The following is a 22,288-nucleotide window of genomic DNA, read 5'->3' as shown; positions in this document are numbered from 1 at the left end:
AGTAAGGTGCTGTGATTAACCTTTTGTACCACCAGCAGTTAAGCCAGAGATAAAGTAACGCTGCAGTGATAAGAATAATAGACCAATCGGAATCGCTACTAATACAGAACCCGCTGCAAACAATGTAAAACTGTTACCGAATTCGTTCTTAATCATGTTAAACAGACCAACCGCAAGTGTCATCTTCTCATCTGAACTGATCAGAATGGACGCTAAGATAAAATCAGCGAACGGTGAGATGAAACTGAAAAGTGCGATTACCGCTAAGATTGGCTTTGAAAGTGGCAGGATGATCTGCCAAAAGATACGAAAGTGACCAGCGCCATCAATTCGCGCAGATTCGTCTAGTTCTTTTGGAATCGTATCGTAATAGTTCTTTGCCAAGTATGTGTTCATCGGAATCAATCCACCCACATAAACAAGGATTAAGGCAAAGTGTGTATCAAGCAATCCTACTTGGTAAGCTAGGATGTAGATTGCAAGAATCGCTACGAATTGTGGAATCATCTGCAAAATTAGGAAAAGAAGCAATCCGTTCTTACGACCAACAAACTTATATCTTGAGAAAGCATAAGCCGTTAAGCCAATAAAGATTACAGAAAGCACCATTGTTATAAAACAGATTTTTAGCGTGTTCCAGTACCAGATTAGATAATCCGTTTCAGCGAACAGCTCTTTATAGTGAGCTAGAGTTGCATTCTCTGGAATGATCGTCGAACTTGATAAAGTGTTACCTGGGTTGAATGAAGATCCAATTACCCAAAGAATTGGGTAGACCACAATCGCAATCGCTGACAATAGTACTAGATAGGACAGAGTTAATCGTATTCTTCTTGCTGTTTTTATACTCATATTAAATCATTCCTTCGTCCTTAAATGATTTCGTTTTTCTAAACTGCCACAATGCAAGTGACACGATGATCAACGATAACAATACAGTTACAGCTGCTGCCTTACTATATTGAGCTGAAGTCATCGTTAAGTTGTAGATCCAAGAGATCAAGATGTCTGTCCCTCCTGCATTTTGATCAGCCACTGCAGGTCCACCGTTGTTGAATAGATAGATAACGTTAAAGTTATTAAAGTTAAACGTGTATTGTGTGATTAATATTGGTGCTGTTGTAAATAAGACCATCGGAAGTGTGATCTTACGGAATTTATCCCAATTTGATGCCCCATCTACAGTTGCAGCTTCATAAAGTTCACCAGGAATAGACTGAAGTACTCCTGTAGTCATAGCCATGATGAACGGGAAACCAAGCCAAGATTGGATGAAGATCAAAGCGATCTTTGTATAAAAAGGATCAGTCATCCATGGTATGGAATCGATTCCAAGAGGTGCTAAAATAGATTGGTTGATTGCTCCAAACGTATCATTAAATAATCCAGAGAAAATTAAGATTGAAACGAATGCTGGCACTGCCCAAGGTAAGATTAAAAGTGTACGAATAATCCCTTTAAACTTAATTTCTTTTTGATTCAAGACTACCGCCAAGAAGATTCCAATTGCGACTTGAAGGGTTGTTGCAGTAAATGTCCAGATAATCGTCCATGCAAATACAGAGATAAACGTTTCACGCCAAATATCTAAAGAGAAGATTTCGATAAAGTTCTTAAACCCAACCCAATCAACAAGCTTTGCTGGTGGAGAGTTGTACAGATTATAGTTCGTAAATGCTAACAACAACATAAAGATGATCGGAAAAATGACAACGAAGATCAAAAGTAAGAATCCAGGTCCCACCATTAGATAAGGAAATCCTTTGTCTACAACATTATGATATTGCTCTTTTAGTGAGTTAAGTTTCAAGCCGTTATCACGTTTTTTCCCATTTTGGAACGCATCATAGATATTAAAGTAGTAAAACCCTAAACCGATACCTACTACTAGTATGGAAATAACGCCGTTCACTAGTAAGAAGATGGAATGATCTCTAGGCACTTCTGTACCTAGTGTTACGATTCCCCAAAGTCCGATATTCAGAAAATCAAGAAATGCAATAAAGTAACATATCGCTAAAAACAAGAATGCGAAACCTTTAACAAATTGCTTGTTATAGAATTGCCCCATTCCTGGAATGATGGACAGCAAAGCTGCCGTCTTACGGTGTGTCATTACAGGTTTCCCCTTTCTTTTCCCCACTAACTGTTTTGTGTGTAGTTCGAAAGATTTTAGGACCCATACATAAGCGAAATCTTTCCAACACACACAATAGTTAGAGAAAGCAGTACCCGCGACGTCTGGGTACCGCTTTCCACTTATTGCTTATTATTTTTTACCATGGTTCGCTTCAATGTTTTGTCCAATCGTCTTAACTGCGCTTTCTAGAGCAGCTTTTGGCTCAGACTTTCCAGTAGCAGATAATTGAAGTGCGTTTGCAGCTGGAGCCCAAACTTCTGCCATTTCAGGAATGTTAGGCATTGGAACTCCACGTTCTGATTGAACCGCTACAGCTTTAGCTGCTTCGTTGTCTGCAATGATTGGGTCCTCCATTAAAGATACAACTGGAGGAATTTCTGCTGTTTTCTCAAAACGAGTCTTTGCGCTTTCTTCGTTTGTGATGAACTCAACCAGTTTAGCAGCCCATTCTTGGTTAGGAGAGAACTGACTTACGTTGTAACCTTTAACTCCGATGAATGTTTTAACATCTTCACCGTTTGGAAGTTTAGGCATTGGTGCAACACCGATATCGATTCCAGCATCTTTATAGCCTTGGAAAGACCAAGGTCCGTTCATTACAGAAGCAACTTTACCTTCTTGGAAAAGACCATCGATTGTTTGTCCTGCTTTTTCACCGATGATTCCTTTTGGGAACAAGCCATCTTTGTACCAGCTAGTGATATAATCTAGTCCTTCAACTGCACCTTTGTTAGAAAGGCCAAGGTCTTTAGGATCTAATGTTCCGTTGTCATCTTTAAATACATAGCTTCCATATCCAGAAAGCACACCATTTGCAAAGTAGAAATCAGTCCAGTTTGCTAGGAAACCGTATTGCGCTCCACCTTTATCACCTTTAGAGAATGCAAGAACATCTTCTAAAGATTCTGGTGCTTCAGGCATCTGTTTTTTATTGTAGATAAATACTGGTGTTTCTGTTGACTTAGGAAGACCGTAAAGTTCTCCGTCATATGTTAATGCGTTAATTGAAGATTCAGTGTAAAGCTTTGTTACATCATCAGATACTTTAATTGGTGCGATAAGACCTTCGATCGCTAATGGTCCAATACGGTCATGCGGAGTTGTAATAACATCCGGTCCTTTTTTAGCTGGTCCATCTAGACGAAGCTTCTCTTGCTGATCTAGCATTGGAATTTCTTTTAGCTCAACTTTGATGCCGTATTTCTCTTCGAACTTTTTAATGGCATCTTTTGTTCCAGCACCTTTTTCTTGGTCTTCCCACATAACTAATTTTTCAGGCTTGTCTGTGCCAGATTCTTTCTTACCACCTGTAGAAGAACTATCTTCTTGCGGTCCGCAAGCAGCTAACGCACTTGCAGCTAGAGCAAAAGTTAAAGGCAAAGCTAATAACTTTTTCATCAATTGTACCCCCCATTATTGTTAAAAGATCAAAGCATACAAACGTTTGCACAGATTAGCAAAAAAAATGTTTTTCTGTCTTCTTATGAAGTTTTTTGCCGTTTATGAAAACGATTGCATTACCTGCTCAATTTCATTATACCTATGCTTTGAATTTTTACAATACTTTTTTAATTATTTTTGGTTTCGCTTTCATTTATCTTGATTTTATCGCTGAGAGCGGTTTATACTATCAGCATTACAAGTTGAAGGCAATGTACGTTCTTTTAGGGGTACAACCTAGTTTTTATAGGTTGTGCCCCTTTTTTATTGCTGAAACTGAGAGGAGATCATACTATGTTAAAAGAAGCTATCTACCACAGAGCAGGTAACAATTTTGCTTATGCTTATGACGAGACTACCCTCCACATCCGTCTTCGTACCAAAAAAGGTGATGTTGATTCAGTTACGTTAATTCACGGTGATCCTTATGACTGGACGAAGGATGGCTGGCAGACGTCCCGATCACTTATGACTCTATCAGGTACAGATGAATATTTTGATTACTATTTTATTGCTATCTCTCCCCCGTTTCGCCGTTTACGCTATGGATTTGAACTGAAGAACGGTGTTGAGACGTTGGTATATACTGAAAAAGGCTTCTATAATGAAGCTCCGTTCGATGACACAGCTTATTATTTTTGTTTTCCATTCTTAAATGGAATAGATGTATTCCGTGCCCCTTCTTGGGTGAAAGATACGGTTTGGTATCAAATATTCCCTGAACGTTTTGCGAATGGAGATACGAGCAACGATCCTGAAGGTTCTCTTCCGTGGGCTAGTGAAGAGCCGAAGTTTAACAATTTTTTTGGAGGAGATTTTCAAGGTGTGATCGATCATATCGATCATCTCGTTAAACTAGGTGTGACTGGTATTTATTTCACACCGATCTTTAAAGCGAAGTCTAATCACAAGTACGATACGATTGATTATTTAGAGATCGATCCACAATTCGGTGATAAAGAAACGTTCAAGCAACTAGTAAAAATTTGTCATGAGAACGGAATTAAAGTTATGCTCGATGCTGTGTTTAATCACAGCGGATACTATTTTGAACCATTTCAGGACGTACTTCAGAATCAAGAGAATTCTACTTATAAGAATTGGTTCCATTTAAGAGAATTTCCAATCCAGACTGAACCACGCCCTAATTATGATACGTTTGCTTTCGAAAAAGCGATGCCGAAACTGAACACTGAAAACCCAGAGGTTCGCGAATACTTACTCAAGGTCGCTCGCTATTGGGTGGAAGAGTTTGATATTGATGGATGGAGATTAGATGTTGCAAATGAGGTTGATCATTCATTTTGGAGAGAATTCAGAACAGCTGTTAAGTCTGTCAAACCAGATGCATATATCTTAGGTGAGATCTGGCATGATTCCATGAACTGGCTACAAGGAGATCAATTCGACGCCGTTATGAACTATCCATTCACAAATGCGGCTCTTGATTTTGTAGCAAAAGAAACGATTGATGCAAAAGTGTTTGCTGAAAAAATGACGGCTGTACTTCATATGTATCCTGAAAATGTTAACGAAGCTGCGTTTAACCTATTAGGTTCACATGATACAAAACGTGTTCTAACGTTCTGTGATGAGAATAAGGATAAGATGAAGTTATTGTTCTTATTGATGTTAACCTTTAAAGGAACTCCATGTATCTATTATGGAGACGAGATCGGTATGACAGGTGGTAATGATCCAGGTTGCAGAAAATGTATGGAATGGGATGAAAACAAACAAGATTTAGATCTGTTTGAACATATTCAATCTTTGCTAACTCTTCGTCAAGATCATAAAGTTCTAGCCAATGACGGCGAAATGAAGTTTATCAAGGCAAATGAGAAAACATTAGTATATGAGCGTTCATCAAATGAGGAAAATGTATGGATCCTTTTAAATGCGGGTGAAGAAAGCGCTGATCTTTCCATTGATATCCCTGAAGGCTACACACATATTTTGGGGTCATCATTCTCAGGATCTTTGCCTGGATACGGCTTTAGTATATATAGAAGAAAATAAACATGTTCCCCCTCACTGTAAAAAGTGAGGGGATTTTATTTCAGTGACTACTCATACCTGATACAATAGGTAAATGTTAAAACCATACAATATAAACACGATGGAGAGGGATTTACATGAAAGGCAACAAAGCTGCTAAGCTTTCCCTTTTTGCCATAACGTGGCCAATATTTATTGAAATAATGCTTCATATGTTGATGGGGAACGCTGATACTCTTATGCTCAGTCAATATTCTGATCATTCAGTGGCTGCTGTCGGACTCACTAATCAACTGTTATCGATCGTAATCGTTATGTTTGGATTTGTTGCAACAGGAGCGAGTGTGGTTATTGCACAGGCAATAGGTGCTAGACTTGAACGTACAGCTGCTGAAGTAGCTGTCGTTGCCATCTTAGGGAACTTGCTTTTTGGGGTACTCTTAAGTGCTGCATTACTTGTCTTTGGCGATGTATTTTTAACATGGATGAATACGCCACCAGAGTTGATGGCTGAAGCATCGAGCTATTTAATGATCGTAGGAGGATTTTCATTTATCCAATCGGTTATTATGACGATCGGAGCTGCCATTAGAAGCTACGGTTTTACGAAAGATGCCATGTATGTCACGATCGGGATGAACATCTTGAACGTATTTGGAAACTATTTATTTATCTTCGGCGCTTTCGGTTTTCCAGTATTAGGTGTTGAAGGTGTAGCGATTTCAACATCTGTTAGCCGATTTTTAGGTTTACTTGTAATTCTGTATCTGTTGTTTAAGCGCTCTTCTATACCATTACCTTTTTCCAGCTCATTCAAATTATTCCCTCTTCATATAAAGGGTGTATTAAAAATCGGATTGCCATCAGCTGGAGAGCATCTATCTTATAGTGGATCTCAGATGCTGATTACGTTCTTCATCACGCTGCTTGGTACAACGGCACTTACTACAAAGGTATATACCTTTAATATTATGATGTTTATCTTCCTTTTCGCTGTAGCGATCGGCCAAGGTACACAGATATTAATTGGTCACTTAATCGGTGCTAAATCGTACGACTCTGCTTATAAGATGTGTCTCAAAAGTCAGACGTATGCCATGATCATAAGTTTTCTTATGGCAGGTATAGCTTCACTATTTGCAAAGCCACTTCTATCTATTTTCACAGATAATCCTGAGATTATTAAGGAGGGTACTATTCTTTTATACTTAACGCTCCTGCTCGAACCTGGCCGTTCTTTTAATCTTGTTATCATTTCAAGTTTGAGAGCTGCAGGTGATGTTAAGTTTCCGGTCATTATGGGTGTCATCTCTATGTGGGGAGTTAGTGTACCACTCGCATACTTGTTAGGGATTACTTTCGATCTTGGTTTAATAGGGATTTGGCTCGCCTTCACTGCAGATGAATGGCTGCGGGGACTCTTTATGCTGTCGAGGTGGCGAAAAAGAAAATGGCAAAAACAATTAGTCGTCAAGCATGAAGCAACTGCATAAATTAAAAAAACCGGAGAACAGAAATGTTTCCGGTTTTTTCGTTTAATCTACGATATTAATATTATAGTCGGTCAGCCAGCTGTCGATCTGCGCAAGATGAGCCATTAATTGTGGGCCGGTCATAAGTTGACCAAACCAAGGCTCTTTAAACGTCTCACCATTCGTTTGAATAATTTCTTGAACACGGGCTCGGTTTAATACTTCAAATAATGGTGAGTTCTTTTTCGCGACGATGCTTGTTAACCAATCTTTTACGCCGTTCGTATAATCCGGATGGAACGTTTTCGGGTAAGGGCTCTTTTTTCGATACAGTACATCATTCGGAAGTACCCCAGTAAGTGCTTTTCTAAGTATTCCCTTCTCTCTTCCATCCAGCATTTTCATGTCCCAAGGAATGTTCCATGCGTATTCTACAATTCTATGATCTGCAAAAGGTACCCTCACTTCTAATGAAGCTCCCATACTCATTCGGTCTTTACGATCCAACAGTGTCGTCATGAACCAAATCATATTCAAATAGAAGATTTCACGTCTTCTCGCTTCTATTTTAGATTCTCCTTCTAAAACAGGCGTTTCGTTCACTGTTTCTTCGTATCGTTGCTGAACATATGAAGCTAGATTCAACTTGCTAGCCCATGAGTCTTGTAAAAGATTTTGGCGCGCTTCTGTTGAACGCATCCACGGAAACATTGGACGATGCAAGAGTTCCTCTTTATGAAACCATGGATACCCACCAAAGATTTCGTCTGCGCATTCTCCTGAAAGTGCAACTGTTGACTGAGGTTTAATCTGGCGGCAGAACCATAAAAGTGAAGAATCAACATCAGCCATTCCTGGCAAATCCCGAACGGTGACAGCTTCACGCAAATGATTGATTAATAGTTCGTTATCAATCACGCAGCTATGATGAACAGAGCCTGTAGCTTCAACCATCTGATTGATCCAATATGCATCTGAATTCGGCTGATAATCACTCGCTTTAAAATACTTATCATTATCTACATAATCAATGCTGAACGTATGGAGGTCACCTTTGTTTTCTTCTTTAAAATATTTCGCTGCGATTGCGGTGATCGCACTTGAATCGAGACCGCCAGAAAGAAAAGTACTTACTGGTACGTCTGCAATCAGTTGTCGCGTCACTGCATCATTCACGAGATATTTCACTTTTTCAACCGTATCTTGCAAAGAATCTTGATGTGGTTTACTTTCTACGTTCCAATACCGCCAAATTTTCAGCCCGTTTTTTGAATACGTCGCAGCATGTGCTGGACGGAGTTCTTTTATCCCTTTATATACTCCGTTACCTGGGGTACGAGATGGTCCTAGACCGAAAACTTCTTGTAGTCCTTCACGATCTATTTCAGCCCTGACATCTGGATGAGCTAATATGGACTTTATTTCAGACCCAAATAACAGCATACCGCCTTTTTCAGTATAGAAAAATGGCTTTACCCCTAATCGATCACGAGCTACAAACAAGCTTTCCTTTTCTTCATCCCAAATTCCAAATGCAAATATTCCATTAAACCGATCGATACAACTCTCTCCCCACTCCATATAAGAAGTAAGTAAAACTTCCGTATCGGAATGCCCATCAAACGTGTACCCTCTTTGTAAAAGTTCTTTCCGGAGATCTTCTGTGTTGTACAGCTCTCCGTTATAGCAAAGTGTATAATTCGATTTGTTCTTCGTTCTTGTCATCGGCTGAACGCCGCCTTCAATATCTACAACTGCTAACCTTGCGTGACCAAAACCTGCATGTGTGGTACTCCATACATTAAGTGCGTCTGGTCCTCTTTTTGATAATGGTGAGGCCATCTTAATTAATATATTTTTTTCATGTGTGAGGTTACGATTCCAATCTGCCCAACCCGTTATTCCGCACATTGGTTTCATCCTTTCTGTACAAACTCCATTTCTAGTATCTATGCCCATTACTCAGCATATGCTTTTATCCTTGTACGGGTGTTTTTTTAAAATTTGTGTATGTTCTTATAAGTTGTATATAATGAATACATATTTCAGAAGATAAAGGTGATCATTAAATGCCACAGTCGAAATTTTTTCGTATCGGTTACGGATTTCTCCTCATTTTTTTAATCATTCTAGTAGGAACCAAGATTGATTTTATTTTCAGGCCGATCGTCGTTCTTGTTCAAACGTTATTTTTCCCGTTTTTACTTGGCGGTGTTCTTTATTATCTGTTCCGGCCAGTCGTTCAGTTCTTACATAAGCGAAATGTTCCGAAGGTGTTATCCATCCTTCTCATCTATCTGCTTGCGATCGGACTTTTCGTATTGCTATTCTATTCTATTGGTCCCATATTACAAAGACAGGTAAGTAATTTAATTGAGAATACACCTGCTTTAATCGATGCTATTCGTTCTAAGCTAAATGATTTACAGCAAAATGAATGGGTAAGCCGTTTCCAAGAAAGTGACCAATTTGATGTGAAAGAAATCTCTGATAAAGTGACTGCATATTTGTCTACGAGTGTTCAAACAATTGGTACGAACATCGCAAACTTTATTGGAATCATCACAAACATTATTATGATTTTTGTTACCGTTCCTTTCATTCTCTATTACATGCTAAAAGAAGGTGAAAAAGCTCCACAGATGGTGCTTCAAACGCTTCCTGAAAGACAGCGTACGAATGGAACAAAAATCCTAAAAGACATGGACATTGCCCTTAGTTCATACATCCAAGGACAAATCCTGGTCAGTGTCTGTGTGGGAACCATGCTCTATATTGGATACCTTGTAATTGGAATCGAGTATTCACTGATCTTAGCCATCATCGCGATGTTCACAAATGTTATTCCGTTTCTTGGCCCGATAATAGGAGTCGTTCCTGCACTGATCGTAGCGGTCGTTGACTCGCCGGCGATGGTCATCAAAGTACTAGTCGTTATGGTTATAGCTCAGCAGATTGAAGGTAATGTTATCTCTCCTCAAGTTATGGGTAAAAAGCTGGATATCCATCCGCTTACCATTATTTCAATCTTGCTTGTTGCAGGAAGCCTAGGTGGTCTCCTTGGATTGATTCTAGCCGTTCCAGTATATGCGGTTCTTAAGGTTATCGCCCTGCACACCTATCGTTTAATCAATCTAAGAAAATCAAAAGAGCTTTAAAATAATGAGGAATTTGAAAAAGCATCGGTTATTAGAATCCGATGCTTTTTCTTTGCTCGTATTTTCTGTATGGCGCTCGTCCAGCGTGCTTGTCAGCCGCCGGACGAGCGCCTGACCTGCTAACTACTCTCTCATTACAAAAGAAAACACACCATTTCATTCAAATAAAATGGTGTGCCAGGTTTATTATTTTGCTTCTTGTGGCTGTTTATCGTAGATCGGTACCCAGCCTTCTTTTGATTTGAAGATGCGGACCGCTACTACTTTACGATCTTCTTGCAGCGTGAAATAGTGACGGAAATTTTCTGGAACGGAGATTAGATCTCCCGGCTCAAGCTCTACATCAAAAAACCTTCCATTAGGTCCTTCGATCGCAAAGATTCCATGTCCAGAAACGATAAATCGTACTTCATCATCTGTGTGATGATGTTCTGCTAAGAAGTTTTTCAAAAGCTCATCTAAGTTTGGTGTCGCATCAGAAAGGGAGATAACATCTTCTGTTACATACCCTCTGCGCCCAGAGATATCATCGATCTCACTGCGGAAGGTTTGAATCACTTCTTCTTTGTCCTCATCACTTAACGAAAAATTTTCACGAAGGTGTGATGGAAGTTTTTCAATGTCCCACTTTTCGTAAATAACTTCCTGTGAGTTTAAGTACGATTCTACCTCGCTTTGTTTTTCAATTCTTTCGTTGTTATCATGAAATCGTAGTTGTGCCATTTTTAACGCCTCCAAATGATTGATTTTTATTTAAAACGTTTAAAGTTTGTAATTTGATATGGTAAGAGAACAGAAACTCGAAAGCTTCTAGGTGTTTCTTCGCTTCAAAAGCATTTCTGCCCCATACGGTAATACCATGATTGCGGATCAGGACAGCTTTGGTATCCGTATTTATAACAGCACCTACCGCTTCTGACAGCTTCGAAAGGTCACCGTAATTTTCAACGATAGGAACCGTGATACTTCCTTCTTCTTCCCATATTCCAAAAGCTTTTATCAGTTCTTGACCTTGAAACGTAATCTTCCCTACAACACCATATAACTCAGAGATTAAGTTATTATCTACGGTGTGAACGTGTAAACAGCAGCCTGCATCCGTTAATCGATAGACTTCACAATGAATGCCTGTTTCTGCTGAAGCTTTTAAATGCGTTTCTTCTACCGGATCCCCATACTGATCTACTAAAAGAAAGTCTTCAGAGGTACGTTTTGTTTTATCTTTTCCGCTTGCAGAAACGTAAAAAGCGAGCGGTGAGTCACTTACTTTAATCGATACGTTACCACTTGTTCCAGGAAACCAGTTCCGTGAAGCAAGCTCATCCTTTACATCTGCAAGCTCAATCCATCGTTGCTGTTTACTCAACTTTTCACACCTCTTTTCTCTAAGACATGAATGATGTCATGGAACGTTTCAAATGAAGTATATAGTATTTGGTTTTCTTCGCATTTTTCAATCAGATAATCTCTTGCGAAAACAACATCAGCCATCTTAGAAGCTTGAAGATCAGTAATTGAATCACCGATCACAATCTTTTCTGCTCGGGGATATTTCTCTTCAAGTCTTCTAATAACAGACGGTTTGCAACACCCACAATCATTGTCACATTGATCATCACACGCATTCGGCCAAGTGATTTTTATCGTGTCACTGGTAAAGTCACTGGCATTACAAAATACGTATTGTGAATCCAGCTTGTTTTCTAAAACAGGATGAACAAAAAAATCAATGCCGCCACTAACGATGTATAACGGAATTCTCTCGCTTTGAGTAAATTGAATAAATTCCTGAAAGCCATCTCTAATCTTAGAACGTGTTAAAACGAATTCAATAATCTCTTTCTTTTTATTCGAAGGAATTCTGGAAAACATTTTTCCTACACCTTCTCGTATCGAGATCGTTTCATTCAAGATTTCATTTACGATCGGCTGCCATCCCTCAGGTGAAAATTCTTCCATGATGGCGACGATGTTATCTTTTTCGGTAACAGTCCCATCAAAATCACAAAAGATTACCGATCGTTGTTGAGTTGTCATTTTACAGGAACACCACCCCAAAGCTCTAATGCTTTTTGAAGTTCTGCATGTTTTTCAGCAAAACTTTCAAAGTCTTCTTCTTTAACAACGGCATCTATCGCCTGACGGAAAGCACGTGCTCCACCGGCAGCTCCATCTGGGTGACCATGTATGCCTCCACCTGCATTTATAACGCTGTCCAAACCAAAGTCATTGTATAAAACCGGTGTTAGTCCTGGATGGATACCAGCTGAAGGGACTGGAAACGATTTGTTTAATGAGATGTTATCTGTTGTTAAGGCATCCGCAATGCTTAATGTTTCTTGACGATCAAGTGCTACACTTCCATATGGTGATGGGAACAACACAAGATCTGCTCCTGCATAACGAAGCAATTTGCCTAGTAATACTGAGTAACCAATTCCGTAAAGTGATGATGACCCTATAGCTCCGGATAGTGCAGGATGAGCCATAATCGGTAGTTGAATCTCTTTATCTTCGGCCAGTTCTTGCAATACATCTGGTCCGTAAGATAAAACGTTAAATAGTAATGCGTTTGCTCCTAATTCTGCTGCGCGCCTCGCTTTATCTCGAAGTTCACTCGTTCTGCCTGTTAAGTTAACTGCGTAGAGCGTCTTTTCGCCTGTTCGCTCGTGAACAGACTTTAATACTTCTTTAGCGATTTTCACTCTTTCTTCAAAAGGAGTGAGTGGGTTCTCAAAAAGAATTTCATCATCTTTTACAAGATCTACCCCACCTAAAGCCTGCTCATATAATTGCTGCTTGAAGAATGATAGATCTTTTCCGAGTACCCCTTTAAAAATACTCATAACTAGTGGACGGTTATGTACGCCTAAGATATCTCGAATTCCTGTTATTCCAAACTTAGGACCAGGAAATTGTTTTTCTAGCTCTCTATCAAACTCTAAATCTATGAGCTTGATCTCACCATCTAACGAAAGTTTACCGAAAACCGTCGTTAGAATTGCTGGAATATCATTTGAAAAGTTTGCTGATGGATAGGAAATCTTAAGCAAGCCCTTAGTTCTTTTACTTCCTAAAAATTGATCAGCACGTGGATCTTCAGGAAGTTCAATGACCTCTTCCACAATCCCTTTATGTTTTTTTAGCTGCTCTTTCTCAAGTTGAGGAAGATCTGTCCAAGAACCTACTGTAAGTCCTAGTGCAATTCCTTCCGCTTTTTTTTGTAAGTTTTCTTTCTTATCATGTACTAAGTACGTCGCTGTAATTTTACTCATGTTTGTCGTTCTCCTTTCAAAAACACAAAAAACCCCTTCACGAGGAAGGGGTGTCTACATATTGACAGTTCCACTTCCTCTTATCTCTCAGTCAACGTTCGACTGCAAGAATTAGCACCGTTTTCAGCTAATACATAATTAGCTGAATGGTTGCCGGGTTTCATCGGGCTAGTCCCTCCACCTGCTCTTAATAAGAGTGCAAATTGTTAGAATATAATTTTAATTGTGATTATGACAGGGTATGAACGATCTGTCAACCCTATCTTCTTTCTTCAGTGTATTGAAAGTGATTTGATTTCCGTTCCAGATGCTCGCTTTCCGGGGGGCGTGCGGTGAGCCCCTTGCCGCTTTGCGCCCTTAAGGGTCTCACCTGCCACACTCGTCCCCCAGGAGTCTCCCACCTTGCACTGCAATCAAATGTCAGTGGAGGTAAACACTAGTTATCGATTATTAGTTTAGCAATCCGATCAGCAGCCTCTATCAGACGTTCTTCAGACGTTAAAAGACCGGCACGTACATACCGATCGCCTTCGCTTCCGAATCCGATGCCTGGCGCGACTACGACGTGTGCTTTCTCTAGCAAATAGTCTGCGAAAGTTTCAGAAGTATACCCATCAGGTACAGGCAGCCAGCAGAAAAATGAACCTTTTGGCGATTCTACCTTCCAGCCGTTTTCGTTCAAACGTCCGATGAATGCATTTCGGCGACGTTCATATGTATCTACCAGTTCATCCACACATCGCTGTGGTCCGTTCAATGCCTCAGCCGCCGCGTGCTGGACAGCTCCGAACAAGCTTACGTAAAAATGATCTTGAAGTAGGTTAATAGATTCAATAACAGTTTCGTTTCCAACCGCGAATCCAACGCGCCATCCTGCCATGTTATACGTTTTAGAAAGGGTGTAAATCTCTATACCTACGTCCTTTGCTCCTTCTATCTGTAGAAAACTGACCGGCTTTTGTCCATCAAATCCGATTGCTCCATAAGCAAAATCATGGCACACGAGAATATCATGTTTGTTAGCGAGTTCTACTGTTTCTTTAAAAAAGGATTTTGTTGCAACCCCTGCTGTAGGATTGTTCGGATAGTTTAAGAACATAAGCTTTGCTTTGTTCAATACTGTCTCAGGTAATTCATCATACTTCGGGAGAAAGTCATTTTCTTTTCTTAAGGGCATCGTCTCCATAGTAGCACCAGCCATTGCAACACCTGACCAATAATCAGGGTATCCCGGGTCTGGAACGAGTGCAACATCTCCTTGATTTAAATAGCACTGCGATAGCTCTACTAAACCTACTTTCCCGCCAAAGAGTACGGCTACTTCTTTCTCAGGATCGAGTGTTACTCCATATTCTCGTTTATAAAAATCGGCAGCTGCCTGCTTCAAAAATCCATGTCCGCGAAACGGTGAATACTTATGAAAATCAGGTCTATCGGCTCCTTCTTTTAATGCATCAACAATATGCTGTGGAGTTGGTTGATCAGGATTCCCTTGTCCTAGATTAATAACATCAAAGCCTTGCTCTACATAGTAAGATACTTTTTTTACAAGCTTGGCGAAAAATTGCTCTGGCAGTTTCCCCATCACTTCTGCCTGCTCAAAACGTTTCACGACGATCACTTCCAGTCTAATTTGAATGTTCTTGAAATTCTAATCAGTTATGTTATACGCTTAAGGAAATTCTGTAAAGACTTTTTTTACAACCTGGAGGGTACAATCATGAAAATTGCCTGCATACAAGTTGACATTCAATATGGGAAACCTGATGAAAATTATAAACACATCGAAAATAAAATTCGTAAAGCCGTTAAACATCATAATCCTGATACGATCGTACTACCAGAACTGTGGGATACTGGGTATGATCTTACCCGATTAGATGAGATTAGCGATCATGATGGTGAGAAAGCAAAGAAATGGTTAAGCGAGTTATCTAAAGAGCTTGATACTAATATTGTCGGAGGGTCTATCGCATATCGTGAGAGTAACTCAGTTTACAACACGTCACTCACTTACAACCGAAACGGTGAACATGTTGGCACCTACTCAAAGGCTCACCTGATCACACTTATGGAAGAGGAAAAATATATCTCCCCCGGCAGTAATAGCAATCTGTTTACAATCGACGGTAATCTCTCGACCCTTGCTATCTGTTATGACATCCGTTTTCCTGAATGGATCCGAGCTCCTTTCATAAAAGGGGCAAAAATATTGTTCGTTCCTGCCGAATGGCCGATTCAAAGACAATCTCATTGGCGAGCATTGCTTATCGCACGTGCTATAGAGAATCAATGCTACGTTATTGCTTGTAACCGAGTTGGAAGCGACCCTAAAAACACCTTCGCTGGTCAATCACTAATTATTGACCCATGGGGAGATATCATTGCTGAAGGATCTGTGCACGAAGAGGAGATCCTTACAGCAGAGATCTCACCTGAATTAGTAGACGAAATCCGTGTAAAGGTTCCTGTATTTAACGACCGTCGAACAGATCTGTATTAAATCCATTTAAGAATTTAGTGTTGACAGATCTCCACACAACGTTGTAGTATAACGATTATGAATTGCGTGAATATTGTTACGCATTAACAAAACGAATAATTTTGGTCTCTTATCAAGAGCAGGTGGAGGGATATGGCCCGATGAAACCCAGCAACCGACCGTAATACCATTGTAAGATGGGGCGCCCGCATTATACGGGGAGCCGCTGATTAATTCAGCGTATGGCACGGTGCTAATTCCGGCAAAACATTTTTGTTTTGCTAAGATAAGAGGTGCGGGAAATCATCATTCCGAGCCTCTTTTCTTATATACGAAAAGAGGCTCTTTTTATTTGTAAAAAAACTTTCCGGGGGGAACAAAAATGAGCGTACAAGTAAGACCTACATATGAACCGTTAAACGAACTGACAGTGCTTGATGTGGTAAAACCTTTAGCATTTTTTGATGCATCCGAACAAGACCAACTGCATGTTAGAGAGATTGGAGATGGCAACTTAAACCTTGTCTTTCATATAGAAAGCGCACTATCCAAAAAAGCTGTAATCGTTAAACAAGCACTTCCTTATGCAAAAGTGGTTGGAGAAAGCTGGCCGCTCACACTAGATCGTGCACGAATCGAGAGCGATGCGTTATTAAAAGAAGCTGAATCCGTTCCTCACTTAGTTCCGAAGGTTTTATTTTCAGATTCAACACTTGCAGTCACAGTTATGGAAGATCTGTCTGACCATGTCATCCTTCGAAAAGGACTTATTGACGGTCAAATTTATCCACAGCTTGCTGATGACATTGGAACATTTGCTGCTAAAACAGCTTTTTATTCTAGTGATTTCTACCTGCATCCTTTTGAAAAAAAAGAACAAGTTAAACAATTTTCAAACCCTGAACTTTGCAAGATCACGGAAGACTTAGTGTTCACTGATCCATTTTTCAATCATGATACAAATGACTTCCCTTCTGAACTCCAAAGTGAAGTTGATGTAATTTGGAATGACAAAGAGCTTTTACAAGAGGTAGCTCAACTGCGACTATCATTCTTAACTAAAGCAGAAGTTCTTCTTCATGGAGATCTACATTCTGGAAGTATTTTTGTAAAAAGCGATTCTACTAAAGTGATCGATCCTGAGTTTGCGTTCTATGGGCCAGCCGGATTCGATATCGCTCACTTTATAGCTAACCTTGCGCTTAATCATCTTTCTCAGAATGCACATGCAAAAGAGCCATTTCATCGCGAATCTTTACAAACCTACCTGTTACAAACGATCGAAAAGACTTGGGAAACATACAGAGAAACGTTCTCACAACTATGGAACGAGAAAGCAACAGACCCTTTTGCCAAGATTGACGGTGTACTTGATAATTTCTTGGAAAAGACTTTCCAAGAAGCTATCGGTTTTGCTGGTTGTGAGATTATTCGAAGAACGATTGGACTTGCACACGTTGCTGATCTAGACACTATCCCCCAAAAAGAGGTCGAGCTCTTTTATAAAAAAACAGCACTAGCGTTAGGGGCAAAACTTGTTAAAAATCAAAGGAAACTTACAAACATCACAGAACTTACTGACTGGATTAGAGGTGCTTAAATGATGACTGTAGCAGAAAAATGGGTTCCTTCTGTTCGATACAGAGGTGACCATCTTCTTATATTAGATCAACAACAACTTCCCCATCACACGGTTTACTTAAATGTAACCACGATTGAACACGTATGGGACGCAATTTCTAAGCTTAAAGTTCGAGGCGCGCCAGCTATTGGGATCGCTGCTGCATTCGGACTCGCACTATGGAGTAATTCTGAAAAAGAGGTGGATCATTCCTCGTTTTTAACTAAATTGCAAAGACAAAGAGATTACTTAGCGTCTTCCCGCCCTACCGCTGTTAATTTATTTTGGGCATTAGATCGTGTTGTTGCTTCTGCTCAACAATCAAGTTCAGTAGAAGAGGCGAAAAGTAGAATTGAAGCTGAATCACTTTTAATTCAAGAAGAAGACGAGAATACATGCAGAAAGATCGGTGAGTACGCTTTGTCACTTCTCCAAGACGGAGACGCTGTCATGACGATCTGTAATGCAGGTGCCATCGCGACAAGCAAATATGGAACAGCATTAGCTCCTTTTCATCTTGCTAAAGAACAAGGCTGGAACCTTTCTGTTTACGCGAACGAAACTCGTCCTGTTTTACAAGGTTCTCGTTTAACAGCATGGGAGCTGCAAGCAAACGATATTGATGTGACCTTGATCACAGATAATATGGCAGCCCACACGCTAAAAACAAAGAACATTAAAGCGGTGATCGTTGGATGTGACCGAGTGGCAGCGAATGGCGATACAGCTAACAAAATCGGAACTTTTGGTCTTGCGCTACAAGCAAAAGCGCTTGGTATTCCCTTTTATGTCGCTTGTCCTCTTTCTACCTTAGATCTCAGTACAACAAGCGGTGATGATATTCCGATCGAAGAACGTCCGGAAGAAGAAGTCACGCATCTAAACGGTGTTCGCATTGCACCAGAAGGAATAAAAGTGTTCAATCCCGCTTTCGATGTAACTCCCGCTGAATACATCTCAGCGATCATAACTGAAAAAGGAATCGTCAATGGCAATTATAAAGAAGCACTATCCACACTTAAGGAGGAAGAAAAGCATTGAGACCTTTTAGAATCTTGGCAACCGCTTGCCTAACGTCAGCCTTGTTCTTAACAGGATGCACAAATGAGCAAGATGCTCTTTCCAATAAGACAGAAACAAAACCTGCTGCAGCAAATGAGTCACAATCAAATTCTACAGTAACTGCTTCTACGTCAAGCAAAGTTCCAAAACAGCTTCAGAAGCCTTTAAAGATCGCTTCAATTAATCAGTTCTCTATCGGTACTTTTTCTTCTCAATATATTAGTGGCGTAAAAAAGCAAGTGGAAGAGTTTGGCGGTGAGGTGCAAATCTATAACGCTGATAACGATCTTTCAAAAATGGCAGCATATGTTGAAACAGCCGTTAACCAACAAGTTGATGGAATCTTAATCGATCATGGTCGTGCAGATGCGATTGCTCCAAGTGTGAAAAAAGCAGTTGCAGCAGGAATACCAGTTGTCGCTTTTGATAGTGATATCAACATTCCAGGAGTAACAGTCATCGATCAGGATGACTATAGCCTTTCTTGGAATGCTTTACGAAGCATGGCGCAAGACTTAAATGGTAAAGGTGAGATCGTATACGTTTGGGTAGGCGGTTTTACACCGATGGAACGAAGAAACGTTATGTATGAAGCTTTTAAGAAACGTTATCCTTCGATTAAAGAAATCGCTCGATTCGGTACAGCGACACAAAATACTGCGCTTGATACACAGTCACAAATGGAAGCTTTACTACAGAAATATCCGAAAAAAGGTGATATTGACGCTGTATTCGCTCCTTGGGACGAATTTGCTAAAGGCGTAACGCGTGCGATCCAACAAGCTGGACGTGACGAGATTAAAGTATATGGAATCGACTTAAGTGACGAAGATCTACAACTGATGCAAGAAGAAAACAGTCCTTGGGTTTCAACAGCAGCGACAGATCCTGCTGATGTTGGAAAGCTGCAGGTACGCTTTCTCTATCAAAAAGTAGCCGGTGAAGAAACACCTCAGATCTATAGTGTACAGCCTCACCTTGTTGAAAAAGAGGATCTGCCAAAATCTAAGGTATCCATGGATGAAATCGGTAAGTACGTGGAAGGATGGGGCAAATCTGACGCGGGAACATCTCCATGGATGGAAAACTTAAGTAAGGATACCAAACAATGACGATACTCTCCTTAACTTCTATACAAAAGTCATTTGGTGAACAGATTGTATTAAAAGGAGTGGACTTTACCGTAAAAAGCGGTGAGGTCCATGCTCTTTTAGGAGCAAATGGTGCTGGTAAAAGTACCCTTATGAAAATACTGTCTGGTGATTATGAACGTGATGGCGGTGTTATCACACTGGATGAGAAAGAGCTGATACTTAAAACACCAGCTCATGCAAAAGAGGCTGGCATTGAGATGGTCGTTCAAGAAGTAGATACAGCTCTCGTTTCCTCATTAAGTATCGCTGAGAACGTTACAATGAATACGTTTATCTCAGGACCTGCTTTTTTTTCTTGGAAAAAAAGATATAAAGTAGCCCAAGAGCTTTTAAACAGAGTTGGTCGACATCTTGACCCTGCCCTTCCTCTTTCTCATTGCTCTTTAGCTGAAAAACAGTTGGTTCTTATTGCAAAAGCCATTTCTCGGAATATTTCTTTTATTATTCTTGATGAACCTACAGCCGCACTTAGTACGAAAGAAGCTCAGCATCTTTTCTCTGTACTTCGTGAACTTCAAAAGCAAGGTGTTGGCATTATCTATATTTCACACCGTTTACCTGAAGTCATGGAGTTGTCGACTAGAGTAACCGTCTTAAAAGATGGGTATGTGACGCTTCAAAAAGAAACGTCTGACTGCTCTTCTGAAGAAATAGTTCGCGCGATGCTAGGCAATGAATTGGTTGAACTCTTAAACGATGAAGAAGACAGAATACTGGGCGATACACTTTTAGAAGCCAAACATTTCAGTGTTCCTGCTACCAATGAGTCTGTATCTTTTTCCGTTCGAGAAGGTGAAATTGTAGGCGTTGCCGGATTAGTAGGTGCAGGAAAGACCGAAACGGCGAGAGCATTATTTGGTGCAGATCCCTCTAGAGACTCTATTTACATGAAAGGAAAAAAAGTTAGAATCTCTAACCCTCAAAAAGCCATTTCTGCTGGTATCGGTTTTGTTCCAGAAGAACGCCGTAAAGAAGGGATACTCGTGGATTACAATGTGATTGAGAACTTAACACTACCCGTCTTAAAACAGTTTACCAAGTTTGGGTTTATCCAAAGAAAACGCGAAAAAACAGAAGCTGAGAAATGGATCAAACAGCTCGGTATCAAGACACAAAAATCGTCTCTTCTTCTGAACCATTTAAGCGGAGGTAATCAGCAAAAAGCTTCGATCGGTAAATGGCTTCTTACGGACGGGGATGTATTTATTTTCGATGAGCCGACAAAAGGAATAGATGTTGGCGCTAAGCAAGATGTGTTTCAATGCATCAAAAACTTAGCTGCAAACAAAAAAGGAATTCTCTATTTCACGAGTGAGATACAAGAACTACTCGCTTTTTGTGACCGTATCATCATTATGTACGATGGTAAAATTGCTGGAGAATTAAACAAACACGAAGCTACCACTGAAAAAATTATGCACTATGCAACTGGAGGTCATTATGGCACAGTACGTTCATAAAGAACATGTTGAGAACGACATAAACACTACTAAACTCTCACTTCAAGAAAAGGTCTTTCCTTTTCTTTACCGATACGGCACGCTTCTTGTCATATTATTAACCGTAATCGGCTTTAGTCTAGCAAACGACAAGTTCTTAAGCTATCAAAACTTTACGGATATTTTACGCTCTGTTTCCATTATTACATTGCTTGCGATCGGTGTAACCATCTCTTTAATCGTTGGTGGCTTTGACCTTTCTGTCGGATCAACGGCAAGCCTTGCGACCGTTACGAGTGCTGCGGCTCTTGTTCTGTATCGCCAAGAAACGATTATCGCCATTCTCATTCCCATTGCTATTGGTTTATTAGTAGGACTATTAAACTCGTTCTTCGTTGTAAAAGTAAGACTTCCAGATCTGCTCGCAACTCTTGCAGTTATGTATATAATCAATGGATTGCACCTTACCTTCACAAAAGGATTTTCGATCTACAACAACATGCCTTTGTCAGAAGGTGGAACAGCTCCTGGGGTTTTCCTTCCTTCTTTCTTATTTATCGGTCAAGGTGAAATATGGTCGGTTCCAGTTCCCGTCATTATCATGCTGATCGCCGTTATTGTCGTTCATATCATTCTACAGCAGACTAGGTTTGGAAGATTATTGTATATTACAGGTGGAAATGAAGAAGCAGCTCGTCTATCTGGTGTCCCTGTTCAGCGTTACAAGATGTATGCTTATCTTTTATCTGCATTCTTTGCCACTCTTGCTGGTATTCTATTAGCGGCACGAATCGGAACCGGCCAAGTTTCTGCTGGTGCTCCTTTGTTAATGGATGGTGTTGCAGCTGCATTTATTGGCTTTTCTGTTTTTGGTGCAGGGAAACCGAATGTGATCGGTACTTTTGTTGGTGCTGTTTTGATCGGTATACTCCTTAATGGTTTAACGATGTTAAACGTTCCGTACTACGCACAAGATATCGTAAAAGGTTCTATACTGATTGGTGCCCTAGCATTTATGTATTATGAAAAGAAAAAATAGCACGAACA

General features: G+C 40.1%; 18 protein-coding genes and 2 riboswitches. Of the genes, 9 read left to right on the top strand and 9 right to left on the bottom strand.

What is annotated here, in order from left to right; genetic code table 11:
* Positions 1–15: 15 nt before the first annotated feature.
* The 3 genes from IHV09_RS04440 to IHV09_RS04430 form a co-directional block, all read right to left on the bottom strand.
* Positions 16–852 carry a sugar ABC transporter permease gene (locus IHV09_RS04440; RefSeq protein WP_197127498.1) on the bottom strand — a complete coding sequence of 279 codons (837 nt, stop codon included), beginning with the start codon at positions 850–852 and terminating at the stop codon, positions 16–18.
* Between the two features lies 1 nt (position 853).
* A complete protein-coding gene (locus tag IHV09_RS04435) occupies positions 854–2,116 on the bottom strand; it encodes a carbohydrate ABC transporter permease (protein ID WP_197127497.1) in 1,263 nt (420 codons plus the stop codon).
* Between the two features lie 153 nt (positions 2,117–2,269).
* Positions 2,270–3,538: an extracellular solute-binding protein gene (locus IHV09_RS04430; RefSeq protein ID WP_197263728.1), complete on the bottom strand. Its 1,269-nt coding sequence runs from the start codon at positions 3,536–3,538 to the stop codon at positions 2,270–2,272.
* A gap of 336 nt (positions 3,539–3,874) precedes the next feature.
* Here IHV09_RS04430 and IHV09_RS04425 point away from each other — a divergent pair, with 336 nt between their 5' ends.
* Positions 3,875–5,599 (top strand): glycoside hydrolase family 13 protein, encoded by a 1,725-nt coding sequence (locus IHV09_RS04425; RefSeq protein ID WP_197191289.1) that lies wholly within the window; start codon positions 3,875–3,877, stop codon positions 5,597–5,599.
* 116 nt (positions 5,600–5,715) lie between these two features.
* Positions 5,716–7,071 carry an MATE family efflux transporter gene (locus tag IHV09_RS04420; RefSeq protein ID WP_197191290.1) on the top strand — a complete coding sequence of 452 codons (1,356 nt, stop codon included), beginning with the start codon at positions 5,716–5,718 and terminating at the stop codon, positions 7,069–7,071.
* 42 nt (positions 7,072–7,113) lie between these two features.
* Here the strand turns inward: IHV09_RS04420 and asnB are convergent, their stop codons facing one another.
* Complete coding sequence (gene asnB, locus IHV09_RS04415) at positions 7,114–8,961, bottom strand: asparagine synthase (glutamine-hydrolyzing) (RefSeq protein WP_197263727.1); 1,848 nt, start codon at positions 8,959–8,961, stop codon at positions 7,114–7,116.
* A 158-nt stretch (positions 8,962–9,119) separates the two neighbouring features.
* Here asnB and IHV09_RS04410 point away from each other — a divergent pair, with 158 nt between their 5' ends.
* A complete protein-coding gene (locus IHV09_RS04410) occupies positions 9,120–10,208 on the top strand; it encodes an AI-2E family transporter (RefSeq protein ID WP_197127492.1) in 1,089 nt (362 codons plus the stop codon).
* Between the two features lie 186 nt (positions 10,209–10,394).
* Here IHV09_RS04410 and IHV09_RS04405 read toward each other — a convergent pair whose 3' ends face one another.
* The 5 genes from IHV09_RS04405 to IHV09_RS04385 form a co-directional block, all read right to left on the bottom strand.
* Positions 10,395–10,931 (bottom strand): 1,2-dihydroxy-3-keto-5-methylthiopentene dioxygenase, encoded by a 537-nt coding sequence (locus tag IHV09_RS04405; protein WP_197263726.1) that lies wholly within the window; start codon positions 10,929–10,931, stop codon positions 10,395–10,397.
* Entirely contained in the window at positions 10,909–11,574 is a 666-nt protein-coding gene (locus IHV09_RS04400; RefSeq protein WP_197263725.1) for a methylthioribulose 1-phosphate dehydratase, read from the bottom strand. Before IHV09_RS04400 ends, IHV09_RS04405 begins: the two co-directional genes overlap by 23 nt.
* A complete protein-coding gene (locus tag IHV09_RS04395) occupies positions 11,571–12,245 on the bottom strand; it encodes a 2-hydroxy-3-keto-5-methylthiopentenyl-1-phosphate phosphatase (protein ID WP_197263724.1) in 675 nt (224 codons plus the stop codon). Before IHV09_RS04395 ends, IHV09_RS04400 begins: the two co-directional genes overlap by 4 nt.
* Positions 12,242–13,483: a 2,3-diketo-5-methylthiopentyl-1-phosphate enolase gene (locus IHV09_RS04390; protein ID WP_197263723.1), complete on the bottom strand. Its 1,242-nt coding sequence runs from the start codon at positions 13,481–13,483 to the stop codon at positions 12,242–12,244. The genes IHV09_RS04395 and IHV09_RS04390 overlap by 4 nt, the downstream gene beginning before the upstream one ends.
* A gap of 77 nt (positions 13,484–13,560) precedes the next feature.
* A riboswitch (SAM riboswitch) is annotated at positions 13,561–13,680 on the bottom strand.
* 239 nt (positions 13,681–13,919) lie between these two features.
* Positions 13,920–15,095 (bottom strand): pyridoxal phosphate-dependent aminotransferase, encoded by a 1,176-nt coding sequence (locus IHV09_RS04385; RefSeq protein ID WP_197263722.1) that lies wholly within the window; start codon positions 15,093–15,095, stop codon positions 13,920–13,922.
* A gap of 21 nt (positions 15,096–15,116) precedes the next feature.
* Between IHV09_RS04385 and IHV09_RS04380 the strand changes: the two genes are divergently transcribed.
* The 6 genes from IHV09_RS04380 to IHV09_RS04355 all read left to right on the top strand — a co-directional run bounded on the left by IHV09_RS04380 (position 15,117) and on the right by IHV09_RS04355 (position 22,280).
* Positions 15,117–15,986, top strand: a complete 870-nt coding sequence (locus IHV09_RS04380) for a carbon-nitrogen family hydrolase (RefSeq protein ID WP_370568928.1) — start codon at positions 15,117–15,119, stop codon at positions 15,984–15,986.
* Positions 15,987–16,092: 106 nt separating this feature from the next.
* Positions 16,093–16,258, top strand: a riboswitch (SAM riboswitch).
* A gap of 89 nt (positions 16,259–16,347) precedes the next feature.
* Positions 16,348–17,565 carry an S-methyl-5-thioribose kinase gene (mtnK, locus tag IHV09_RS04375; protein WP_197263720.1) on the top strand — a complete coding sequence of 406 codons (1,218 nt, stop codon included), beginning with the start codon at positions 16,348–16,350 and terminating at the stop codon, positions 17,563–17,565.
* 3 nt (positions 17,566–17,568) lie between these two features.
* Entirely contained in the window at positions 17,569–18,627 is a 1,059-nt protein-coding gene (gene mtnA, locus IHV09_RS04370; protein WP_370568953.1) for an S-methyl-5-thioribose-1-phosphate isomerase, read from the top strand.
* Positions 18,624–19,760, top strand: coding sequence for a sugar ABC transporter substrate-binding protein (locus tag IHV09_RS04365; protein ID WP_197191298.1), 1,137 nt, complete (start codon positions 18,624–18,626; stop codon positions 19,758–19,760). The genes mtnA and IHV09_RS04365 overlap by 4 nt, the downstream gene beginning before the upstream one ends.
* Positions 19,757–21,262, top strand: a complete 1,506-nt coding sequence (locus IHV09_RS04360; RefSeq protein ID WP_197263718.1) for a sugar ABC transporter ATP-binding protein — start codon at positions 19,757–19,759, stop codon at positions 21,260–21,262. Before IHV09_RS04365 ends, IHV09_RS04360 begins: the two co-directional genes overlap by 4 nt.
* Positions 21,243–22,280 carry an ABC transporter permease gene (locus tag IHV09_RS04355; protein WP_197127481.1) on the top strand — a complete coding sequence of 346 codons (1,038 nt, stop codon included), beginning with the start codon at positions 21,243–21,245 and terminating at the stop codon, positions 22,278–22,280. Before IHV09_RS04360 ends, IHV09_RS04355 begins: the two co-directional genes overlap by 20 nt.
* The last annotated feature ends 8 nt before the right edge of the window (positions 22,281–22,288 follow it).

The organism is Fictibacillus sp. 23RED33, from assembly GCF_015903925.1.
GTDB classification, from domain to species: domain Bacteria; phylum Bacillota; class Bacilli; order Bacillales; family Fictibacillaceae; genus Fictibacillus; species Fictibacillus phosphorivorans.
This window is presented reverse-complemented; position numbering and strand designations above follow the sequence as displayed.

Coding starts and splice junctions, on each gene's coding strand:
- IHV09_RS04360 (WP_197263718.1), top strand. CDS start 19,757: ATGACGATACTCTCCTTAACTTCTATACAAAAGTCATTTGGTGAACAG.
- IHV09_RS04420 (WP_197191290.1), top strand. CDS start 5,716: ATGAAAGGCAACAAAGCTGCTAAGCTTTCCCTTTTTGCCATAACGTGG.
- IHV09_RS04355 (WP_197127481.1), top strand. CDS start 21,243: ATGGCACAGTACGTTCATAAAGAACATGTTGAGAACGACATAAACACT.
- mtnK (WP_197263720.1), top strand. CDS start 16,348: ATGAGCGTACAAGTAAGACCTACATATGAACCGTTAAACGAACTGACA.
- IHV09_RS04410 (WP_197127492.1), top strand. CDS start 9,120: ATGCCACAGTCGAAATTTTTTCGTATCGGTTACGGATTTCTCCTCATT.
- IHV09_RS04440 (WP_197127498.1), bottom strand. CDS start 852: ATGAGTATAAAAACAGCAAGAAGAATACGATTAACTCTGTCCTATCTA.
- IHV09_RS04435 (WP_197127497.1), bottom strand. CDS start 2,116: ATGACACACCGTAAGACGGCAGCTTTGCTGTCCATCATTCCAGGAATG.
- asnB (WP_197263727.1), bottom strand. CDS start 8,961: ATGTGCGGAATAACGGGTTGGGCAGATTGGAATCGTAACCTCACACAT.
- IHV09_RS04425 (WP_197191289.1), top strand. CDS start 3,875: ATGTTAAAAGAAGCTATCTACCACAGAGCAGGTAACAATTTTGCTTAT.
- mtnA (WP_370568953.1), top strand. CDS start 17,569: ATGACTGTAGCAGAAAAATGGGTTCCTTCTGTTCGATACAGAGGTGAC.
- IHV09_RS04395 (WP_197263724.1), bottom strand. CDS start 12,245: ATGACAACTCAACAACGATCGGTAATCTTTTGTGATTTTGATGGGACT.
- IHV09_RS04430 (WP_197263728.1), bottom strand. CDS start 3,538: ATGAAAAAGTTATTAGCTTTGCCTTTAACTTTTGCTCTAGCTGCAAGT.
- IHV09_RS04405 (WP_197263726.1), bottom strand. CDS start 10,931: ATGGCACAACTACGATTTCATGATAACAACGAAAGAATTGAAAAACAA.
- IHV09_RS04390 (WP_197263723.1), bottom strand. CDS start 13,483: ATGAGTAAAATTACAGCGACGTACTTAGTACATGATAAGAAAGAAAAC.